Below are 9386 nucleotides of genomic sequence, written 5' to 3'. Positions count from 1 at the left end.
GATTCAGCCGTTCATCGCCGCGGCCTGGAGGCAGGCCGGCAGGAAGATCCACCAGCTCAGCACCGAGCGGCACTGCTCCGGCTTCTCGCAGGGCAGCGACGAGCAGCGCACGATCGGCGGGCCGCTGAGGTTGAAGGCCATCGGCACCGGCAGTTGCTTCAGGATCCCCATCGCCGAGATCGTGCCGGACTTGGCGTTCTCGAGGATCGCGTAGCGCAGGCCTTCGATCCCGACCGTGCCGCTGGCCTTCAGGGGTTTGTAGGCCTGGGTCTGCTGGATCAAAAAGGCCTCGCCGGCCTTGGAATTGAGGAAGCGCGAAAGGGCCAGGTAGTCCACGCTGTAGGGCTTGGCCAGGGCCATCCGCAGATCCTTCTCCGGCCAGCCGGAGTGGATCACCAGCTGCATCAGCCGTTGGTCGCTGAAGGTGCCCTCGTTGATGAACTGCTCGAGCGCCGCGTAGGGAATGCTCCAGACATCGGCTCCCGTCGTGAGCTGTAGGGCGGGATACGGCTCCTGAGGAGCCGCCATCGCTGGAGCCAGAGCCGCCGGTGCAGCCAGCAGGGCCGCCAGTGCCAACACGCGCCGCATCACTGGTTGAGCTTCAGCACGGCCATGAAGGCCTCCTGGGGCACCTCGACCTTGCCCATCGCCTTCATCCGCTTTTTGCCCTTGGCCTGCTTCTGCAGCAGTTTCTTCTTACGGGAGATGTCACCGCCGTAGCACTTGGCGAGCACGTCCTTGCGCATCGCACTGATGCTCTCGGAGGCAATCACGCGGCTACCGATGGAGGCCTGAATCGGGATTTTGAACTGCTGGCGGGGGATCAACTCCTTGAGCTTCTCCACCAGGCCCTTGCCGACGTTGTAGGCCTTGTCCCGGTGCACGATCGTCGTCAGGGGGTCGGCCCGCTCGGCATTGATCAGGACATCCAGGCGCACCAGATCGTTCTTGCGGTAGCCGATGAGGGAGTACTCCATCGAGGCGTAGCCCTTGGTGCGCGACTTCATCTGATCGAAGAAGTCCGTCACCACCTCCGCCAGGGGCATCTCGTAGTGCAGGGTCACCCGCTCGGTGGTGATGAACTTCATGTCGATGAACTCACCGCGGCGCTCCTGGCAGAGCTCCATCAAGGTGCCGTTGTAGGTATTCGGCGTGTAGATCTCGAGCTTCACGTAGGGCTCTTCGATCGATTCGCGCTTCTGGGGATCCGGCAGCGTCGCGGGGTTGTCGACCATCAAGGTCTGCCCATCGAGCATGTTCACCTGATAGATCACCGATGGGGCGGTGACGATCAGATCGAGGTTGTACTCGCGCTCCAGACGCTCCTGGACGATCTCCATGTGCAGGAGACCCAGGAAGCCGCAGCGGAAGCCAAAGCCCATCGCGCTGCTGGTCTCGGGCTCGTACTTCAGGGCCGCATCACTCAGCTGCAGCTTGTCCAGGGCCTCGCGCAGGTCCGGGTACTGGTCAGCGTCGGTCGGGAACAGGCCGCAGAACACCATCGGCTTGGCCTCGGTGTAACCCGGCAGCGGCGCCTCGGCGGGGTTGTTCACCAAGGTGATCGTGTCGCCCACGCGGGCATCGGCCACGGCCTTGATCGAGGCCGCCAGGTAACCCACCTCACCGGCCTGCAGGCTGTCGACCTTGCGCTGGTCGGGGGCCATCACCCCCACCTCATCGAGTTCGTAGGTCTTCTTGCTGGCCATCAGCAGCACCTTGTCCTTGGTGCTGATCGAGCCGGAGATCACCCGGAAGTAGACGATCACCCCGCGGTAGGGGTCGTAATAGGAGTCGAAGATCAGCGCCCGCAGGGGCTCCTTCACCCGATCCGGCGGCGGCGGAACGCGGTCCACCACGGCCTGCAGGATCTCGGGAACCCCCAGGCCACTCTTGGCTGAGCAGGGGATCGCCCCGGTGCAGTCCAGGCCGATGATTGCCTCGATCTCTTCGCTGATCCGATCGGGGTCGGCACCGGGCAGGTCGATCTTGTTGAGGACCGGGATGATCTCCAGGTCGTTCTCCAGGGCCAGATAGACGTTGGCCAGGGTCTGCGCCTCGACGCCCTGGCTGGCGTCCACCACCAGCAGCGCCCCCTCGCAGGCCTGCAGGGAGCGGCTCACCTCATAGGAGAAGTCAACGTGACCGGGGGTGTCGATCAGGTTGAGGATGTAGGTCTCGCCGTCGGCCGCCTTGTACTCCATGCGCGCGGCCTGGAGCTTGATCGTGATCCCGCGCTCGCGCTCCAGTTCCATGTTGTCCAGGAACTGCTCCTGCATGTCCCGGACAGCCACCGTGCCGGTGTCCTGCAGCAGTCGATCGGCCAGGGTCGACTTGCCGTGGTCGATGTGGGCAATGATGCAGAAATTGCGGATCCGTGAAGCGGGGACGTCGGTCATGCGCTGGTGGAAGTCCCGGCTCGGACGGCCCTGATCCTAGGCAGCGGTCCCGCGTTCCTAAGCTCGGCGCAACTCCGTCTCAGCGCGATGAGCACCGAAACCCCAGCCGCAGCAGCCACCGAAAACGCCGATCCCCGCGCCCTCACGATTGAGAACGTGGAGCGCACCCTCGATGAGCTGCGTCCTTATCTGATGGCCGACGGCGGCAACGTGGAAGTGGTGGAAATCGACGGTCCGATCGTCAAGGTGCGTCTGCAGGGCGCCTGCGGCTCCTGCCCCAGCAGCACCATGACCCTGAAGATGGGCATCGAGCGCAAGCTGCGCGAGGCCATCCCCGAAGTCAGCGAAGTCGTTCAGGTCCTCTGAGGCCCGGCCCCTAGGCTCAAGCCCACCTCTGAACCCTGGGCCCGTGCTGGATCAGCGCCTGCTGCGCGACAACCCTGAGCTCATCACCGAGCAGCTGGGACGCCGCGGCATGAAGCTCGATCTCACGGGCCTGCAGCTGATGGCGCGCCAGGAGCGCGATCTCGAAGAAAAACGCAGCAACCTCCAGGCCGAAGGCAACCGCATCGGCAAGGAGGTGGGCCTGAAGATCAAGGGCGGCGCCGCCCCGGGCAGCCCCGAGGTGCAGGCCCTGCGCGATGAGGGCAACCGGATCAAGCAACAGGTCGCGGTCCTCGAGGAGGAAGAGAAGACCCTCGAGGCCAAGCTGCGCGAGGAGCTGCTGACCCTGCCCAACCTGCCCTCGGCCGAGGCCCCTGACGGAAAGGACGAGAACGACAACGTCGAGATCAAGACCTGGGGCAGCCCCCGGGCCAAGGAGGACTGGCTCGAGGAGCACTGGCAGATCGCCGAGCGCCTGGGGCTGTTTGAGACCGAGCGCTCCGTGCGCATCGCCCAGAGCCGCTTTGTGACCCTGATGGGTCTGGGTGCCCGGCTCGAGCGCTCCCTGATCAACTTCATGCTCGACCTGCACGGCGGCAAGGGCTACCGCGAGGTCCTGCCGCCGATCCTGGTCAACAGCGCCAGCCTCACCGGCTCAGGCCAGCTGCCGAAGTTCGCCGAGGAGAGCTTCCGCTGCGCCGAGGACGACCTCTGGCTGACCCCCACCGCCGAGGTGCCCGTCACCTCCCTGCACCGCGGCGAGGTCATTCCCGCCGATCAGCTGCCGCTGAAGTACGTCGCCTACACCCCCTGCTTCCGCCGCGAGGCCGGCAGCTATGGCCGGGACACCCGCGGCCTGATCCGCCTGCACCAGTTCAACAAGGTGGAGCTCTACTGGTTCTGCCACCCGGAGCACTCCGCGGACGCCCACCAACAGATCACCGCGGATGCCGAGGCGGTGCTCGAAGCCCTGGAGCTGCCCTACCGCAAGATCGAGCTCTGCACCGGCGACATGGGCTTCTCCGCCACCCGCACCTACGACCTCGAGGTCTGGCTGCCGGGGGCCGGTGCCTACCGCGAGATCTCCAGCTGCTCGGTCTGCGGCGACTTCCAGGCCCGCCGCTCCGCCATCCGTTGCAAGGAGGGCAAGACCACCCAACTGCTGCACACCCTCAACGGCAGTGGCCTGGCCGTCGGCCGCACCATGGCTGCCCTGCTGGAGAACGGTCAGCAGATCGACGGTTCGATCAAGCTCCCCGCCGCCCTGGTGCCCTACTTCGGCTCGGACACCATTCCCGCGGCCTAGGCGCTCAGGCCCAGCAGCCCATTGCTGCGCTCACGGATCTGGGCCAGGCGCTCGGCGCTGGCCCCCAGCTCCTCACCCCAGGAGGGGATCAGGGCCTTGAGCTTCTGCTGCCAGGCCTCACTGGCGAAGCGCTCGCCCATGCAGCGCTGCAGCACCTCCAGCATCGTGTCCACCGCCGTCGAGGCCCCGGGGGAAGCGCCCAACAGGGCCGCCAGGGAGCCATCGGCGCTGCTCACCACCTCGGTGCCCATCTGCAGGCTGCCGCGGCCATTCACCTGCTTGATGATCTGCACCCGCTGGCCGGCCACCGCCAGCTCCCAGTCGTTGGCGTTGACCTGCGGCAGGAAGTCCCGCAGGCTGTCGATCCGCTGCTTCGGGCGCTGGATCACCTGACCCACCAGGTAGCGCACCAAATCAAAGTTCTTGGCCCCCACCTGCAGGGTCGGCAGCAGGTTGTAGGGCTTGATCGAGCGGCCCAGATCCATCAGGGAGCCCTGCCTCAAAAAGCGAGTACTGAACCCGGCGTAGGGACCAAAGAGCAGCGCCCGCTTGCCATCGATCCAGCGGGTGTCCAGGTGGGGGACGGACATCGGCGGAGCCCCCACGGCGGCCTTGCCATAGACCTTGGCGTTGTGGCCCTCAATCACCGCCGGGTTGCGGCAGACCAGCCACTGGCCGCTGACCGGGAAAGCGCCATAGACCCGGGCCTCAGGAATCCCGGAGCGCTGCAGCAGCGGCAGGCTGCCGCCCCCGGCCCCCAAAAAGACAAACGGTGCCTCCAGCTCGCCTGCGCTGGTCTGCACGCGCCAACCGGCCCCGCCCCGCTCGAGCCCCAGCACCTGCTGCCCCAGGCGCAGGTCCACACCCTTCAGCAGCGCCCGGGTCAGGGAGCCGAAGTTCACATCCGTGCCGCGGGTCACCCGGGTGGCGGCCAGGGGTTGATCCAGGCGGCGGCCGGCCATCACCAAGGGCATCCATTCCCTTAATTGCTCGGGGTCGCTGCTCCAGGCCATGTCGGCGAACTGGGGCGAGCCCTGCAGGGCCTCAAATCGGCGGCGCAGGTAATCGACATTGGCCTGCCCCCAGACAAAGCTCAGGTGGGGCACGGCGCGAATGAACCCCGCGGGATCGCTGAGCTGCTGGCCCTCCACCAGGGAACTCCAGAACTCCAGGCTGCGTTCAAAGGAGGCGTTGATCGCTAGAGCCTTGCCGGTGGGGACCGAGCCGTCGGCGGCCTCTGGGGTGTAGTTGAGCTCGCAGTTGGCGGCGTGGCCGGTGCCGGCGTTGTTCATCGGCCCGCTGCTCTCGCGCCCCAGCTGCGGGAGCCGCTCCAGCACCACCACCTTCAGGCTGGGATCGAGCTGCCGAAGCAGGTTCGCCAGGGTGGCGCCCATGATTCCAGCGCCCACCAGGAGGGCATCACAGCGTTCACTCATGGAGCCGGAGTCGGGCGGGGCGCACTAACAACCAACGCTATGGCCGTGCCTTCCCCCCACAATGGACGGACTTTGGATCTGCAGAGATGGGCGTCCTGACGGCTCTGGCGATCCTGGCCGGCCTGATCGTGGTGCATGAGGCGGGGCACTTCTTTGCCGCCACCTGGCAGGGGATCCGCGTCAGCGGCTTCTCCATCGGCTTTGGCCCGGTGCTGCTGCAGAAGCAGCGCCGGGGGGTGCAGTTCGCCCTGCGGGCGATTCCGCTGGGGGGCTTTGTCTCCTTCCCCGATGACGACGAAGACAGCAGCATCCCCTCGGATGACCCCGATCTGCTGACCAACCGCCCCCTGCCCCAGCGGGCCCTGGTGATCGCCGCTGGCGTGATCGCCAACCTGCTCTTGGCCTGGGCGGTGCTGATGGCCCAGGGGGCCTTCGTGGGCATCCCCGCTGGCTTCAGCGCCACCCCCGGCGTGCTGGTCTCGGGCGTGCAGCAGGGCCAGGCCGCTGCCGCCTCGGGCCTGAAGGCCGGCGATCGGATCCTGGCGGTGGACGGCCGCGACCTGGGCGGCGGCCAGAGCGCCGTCAGCCAATTGGTCGAGCTGGTGAAGGGCGCCCCCGATCAAACCCTGCGCCTGCAGGCCGAGCGCCAGGGCCAAGCCCTGGAACTGCAGCTGACCCCCGCTGATTTGAGCGGCATCGGCCGCATCGGCGCCCAACTGCAACCCAGCGGCACCGAGGCCTTCCGCCGCCCCCGCAGCCCGATCGAGGTCATCCAGCAGGCCAACCACGATGTCGCCCTGCTCACCAAGCGGACGGTGGATGGCTTTGTCACCCTCGTGACCCACTTCGGCGAGACCGCCGGGCAGGTCTCGGGTCCGGTGAAGATCGTCGAGATGGGCGCCTCCCTGGCCAAACAGGGCGGCAGCAGCCTCTTCCTCTACACCGCCTTGATCTCGATCAACCTGGCGGTGCTCAATGCCCTGCCGCTGCCGATGCTCGATGGCGGGCAGTTCGTCCTGCTGCTGCTGGAGGGTCTGCGCCGCAAGCCCCTGCCCGAGAAGTTCCAGATGGCCTTCATGCAGTCGGGCTTTGTCCTGCTGGTGGGCCTCAGCGTGGTGCTGATCGTCAAGGACACCAGCCAGCTGGCGGCGGTCCAACAGCTGCTGGGACGCTAAGAGGTAGGCTTTCTGGTCACTGCTTACGAGATCCAGGCCGCATGGCGAAGAAGTCGATGATTGCGCGCGACGTCAAGCGCCAAAAGCTTGTTGATCGCTACGCCGCCAAGCGCGCAGCTCTGATGGCCGCCTTCGAAGCCGCTGGCGATCCGATGGAGCGCCTGGAGATCCACCGCAAGATCCAGAACCTGCCCCGCAACAGCGCTCGCGTGCGTCTGCGCAACCGCTGCTGGGCCACCGGCAAGCCCCGTGGTGTGTACCGCGACTTCGGCCTGTGCCGCAACCAGCTGCGTGAGCGCGCCCACAAAGGCGAACTGCCCGGCGTGGTCAAGTCCTCCTGGTGAGTCTCTCGATCGCTTGATCGACCGTCAGGGCGCCGAAAGGCGCCTTTTTTGTTGCTTGCCTGCGTTGTGGCATTCCGAAAGAGATTGCGCCTGTTTTTCGCAAGCCTTTGGGCTCAGATGCAAGAATTGCTCTTGACAACAAACAAGACATAAGCCCACGTGCAAGGTCACACTCAGTCGGTCTCCTTCGATGGTCGGGAGATCCGACTGACCACAGGTCGGTTCGCCCCGCAGGCCGGGGGTTCCGTCATGGTCGAATGCGGAGATACCTCTGTTCTCGTCACTGCCACCCGCTCCGGCGGCCGTGAGGGCATCGATTTTCTGCCGCTGATTTGCGATTACGAGGAGCGTCTCTACGCCGCTGGTCGTATCCCCGGCAGCTTCATGCGCCGCGAGAGCCGTCCCCCCGAGCGCGCCACCCTGATCGCGCGTCTCATTGACCGCCCGATGCGCCCGCTGTTCCCCAGCTGGCTGCGGGATGACCTGCAGGTCGTCGCCACCTGCATGTCCCTGGATGAGCGGGTTCCGCCCGATGTCCTGGCGGTGACCGGCGCCTCCCTGGCCACCCTGCTGGCCAAGATCCCCTTCAACGGTCCGATGGCGGCTGTGCGGGTCGGCCTGCTGGGCGATGACTTCATCCTGAACCCCAGCTACCGCGAGATCGAGCGCTCTGAGCTGGATCTGGTGGTCGCCGGCACCCCCCAGGGCGTGATCATGGTCGAGGCGGGCGCTAACCAGCTGCCCGAGCAGGACGTGATCGAAGCGATCGACTTCGGCTACGAGGCCGTCTGCGAACTGATCAAGGTCCAGCAGACCCTGCTCAAGGAGCTCGGCATCGAGCAGGTCATCCCCGAGGCCCAGACCGTCGACGCCACCCTGCCCACCTTCCTGGAGAAGGAATGCAGCAAGGGCATCGGCGATGTCCTCAAGCAGTTCAGCCTGACCAAGGCCGAGCGCGACGAACAGCTCGATGCGATCAAGGCCCAGGCGGCCGAGAAGATCAGCGGCCTCAAGGACGACGACGCCGTGAAGGTGGCCGTCAGCAGCAACGGCAAGGCCCTGGGCAACAACTACAAGGCGCTCACCAAGAAGCTGATGCGCGCCCAGATCGTCAATGACGGCAAGCGCGTCGACGGCCGCAACCTCGATGAGGTGCGTCCGATCAGCGCCGCCGCCGGTGTGCTGCCCAAGCGCGTGCACGGCTCCGGTCTGTTCCAGCGCGGCATGACCCAGGTGCTCTCCTGCGCCACCCTCGGCACCCCGAGCGACGCCCAGGAGATGGACGACCTGAACCCGTCCAACGAGAAGACCTACCTCCACCACTACAACTTCCCCCCCTACTCCGTCGGCGAGACCCGCCCGATGCGCAGCCCCGGCCGCCGCGAGATCGGCCACGGCGCCCTGGCGGAGCGGGCCCTGATCCCCGTCCTCCCCAGCAAGGAGAGCTTCCCCTACGTGCTTCGCGTGGTGTCGGAATGCCTGAGCTCCAACGGCTCCACCTCCATGGGTTCGGTCTGCGGCAGCACCCTGGCCCTGATGGATGCCGGCGTGCCCCTGAAGGCCCCCGTGAGCGGTGCCGCCATGGGCCTGATCAAGGAGGGCTCTGAGGTCCGGATCCTCACCGATATCCAAGGCATCGAGGACTTCCTCGGCGACATGGACTTCAAGGTGGCCGGCACCGAGAAGGGCATCACCGCCCTGCAGATGGACATGAAGATCACCGGTCTCGAAGTGAAGACCGTGGCTGAGGCGATCAACCAGGCCCGTCCGGCCCGTCTGCACATCCTCGAGAAGATGCTTGCGGCGATCGACAAGCCCCGCGATGTCCTGAGCCCCCACGCCCCTCGCCTGCTCAGCTTCCGGATCGACCCCGAGCTGATCGGCACCGTGATCGGCCCCGGCGGCCGCACGATCAAGGGCATCACCGAGCGCACCAACACCAAGATCGACATCGAGGACGGCGGCATCGTCACGATCGCCAGCCACGACGGTGCAGCCGCTGAGGAAGCGCAGCGCATCATCGAGGGCCTCACCCGTCGCGTCTCTGAAGGCGAGGTCTTCAGCGGTGCCGTCACCCGGGTCATCCCGATCGGCGCCTTCGTCGAGATCCTTCCTGGCAAGGAAGGCATGATCCACATCTCCCAACTCAGCGAAGCCCGCGTGGAGAAGGTGGAAGACGTGGTGAAGGTGGGTGACCACGTCACCGTCCGCGTCCGCGAGATCGACAACCGCGGCCGGATCAACCTCACCCTGCGCGGGGTTCCCCAGCAGGACGAGCCCGCCCAGGCCTGATCGAACGAAGCCCCCGCAAGGGGGCTTTTTTTATGGCCTAAACCGCGAAGCCC

General features: G+C 66.3%; 8 protein-coding genes. 5 read left to right on the top strand and 3 right to left on the bottom strand.

What is annotated here, in order from left to right:
* Nucleotides 1-3: 3 nt before the first annotated feature.
* Both QZ184_RS08075 and lepA read right to left on the bottom strand, forming a co-directional pair.
* Nucleotides 4-588, bottom strand: coding sequence for an alpha/beta hydrolase (locus tag QZ184_RS08075; protein WP_296418975.1), 585 nt, complete (start codon nucleotides 586-588; stop codon nucleotides 4-6).
* Nucleotides 588-2396 (bottom strand): translation elongation factor 4, encoded by a 1809-nt coding sequence (gene lepA, locus QZ184_RS08070; RefSeq protein ID WP_296416604.1) that lies wholly within the window; start codon nucleotides 2394-2396, stop codon nucleotides 588-590. The genes QZ184_RS08075 and lepA overlap by 1 nt, the downstream gene beginning before the upstream one ends.
* 87 nt (nucleotides 2397-2483) lie before the next feature.
* On the opposite strand from lepA, the gene QZ184_RS08065 reads away from it, so the two are divergent.
* Together QZ184_RS08065 and serS are read left to right on the top strand one after the other, a co-directional pair.
* The gene (locus QZ184_RS08065) at nucleotides 2484-2762 is read left to right on the top strand and encodes a NifU family protein (RefSeq protein ID WP_010312903.1); all 279 of its coding nucleotides are present in this window, start codon (nucleotides 2484-2486) and stop codon (nucleotides 2760-2762) included.
* A gap of 43 nt (nucleotides 2763-2805) precedes the next feature.
* On the top strand, nucleotides 2806-4086 hold the full coding sequence (serS, locus tag QZ184_RS08060; RefSeq protein ID WP_296416603.1) for a serine--tRNA ligase: 1281 nt from the start codon (nucleotides 2806-2808) through the stop codon (nucleotides 4084-4086).
* Here serS and mqo read toward each other — a convergent pair.
* Nucleotides 4083-5522, bottom strand: coding sequence for a malate dehydrogenase (quinone) (gene mqo, locus QZ184_RS08055; protein ID WP_296418973.1), 1440 nt, complete (start codon nucleotides 5520-5522; stop codon nucleotides 4083-4085). The two genes, serS and mqo, sit on opposite strands and share 4 nt — an antisense overlap.
* Before the next feature lie 86 nt (nucleotides 5523-5608).
* Between mqo and rseP the strand changes: the two genes are divergently transcribed.
* From rseP to QZ184_RS08040, 3 genes are all read left to right on the top strand, one after another.
* Complete coding sequence (gene rseP, locus QZ184_RS08050) at nucleotides 5609-6697, top strand: RIP metalloprotease RseP (protein WP_296418971.1); 1089 nt, start codon at nucleotides 5609-5611, stop codon at nucleotides 6695-6697.
* A gap of 41 nt (nucleotides 6698-6738) precedes the next feature.
* Nucleotides 6739-7041 carry a 30S ribosomal protein S14 gene (rpsN, locus tag QZ184_RS08045; RefSeq protein WP_010312910.1) on the top strand — a complete coding sequence of 101 codons (303 nt, stop codon included), beginning with the start codon at nucleotides 6739-6741 and terminating at the stop codon, nucleotides 7039-7041.
* A 159-nt stretch (nucleotides 7042-7200) separates the two neighbouring features.
* Nucleotides 7201-9333 carry a polyribonucleotide nucleotidyltransferase gene (locus QZ184_RS08040; protein WP_296416601.1) on the top strand — a complete coding sequence of 711 codons (2133 nt, stop codon included), beginning with the start codon at nucleotides 7201-7203 and terminating at the stop codon, nucleotides 9331-9333.
* The last annotated feature ends 53 nt before the right edge of the window (nucleotides 9334-9386 follow it).

This window comes from Vulcanococcus sp. DEBay_Sum22DG08_74 (assembly GCF_017852955.1).
Classification (GTDB): Bacteria; Cyanobacteriota; Cyanobacteriia; order PCC-6307; family Cyanobiaceae; genus Vulcanococcus.
This window is presented reverse-complemented; position numbering and strand designations above follow the sequence as displayed.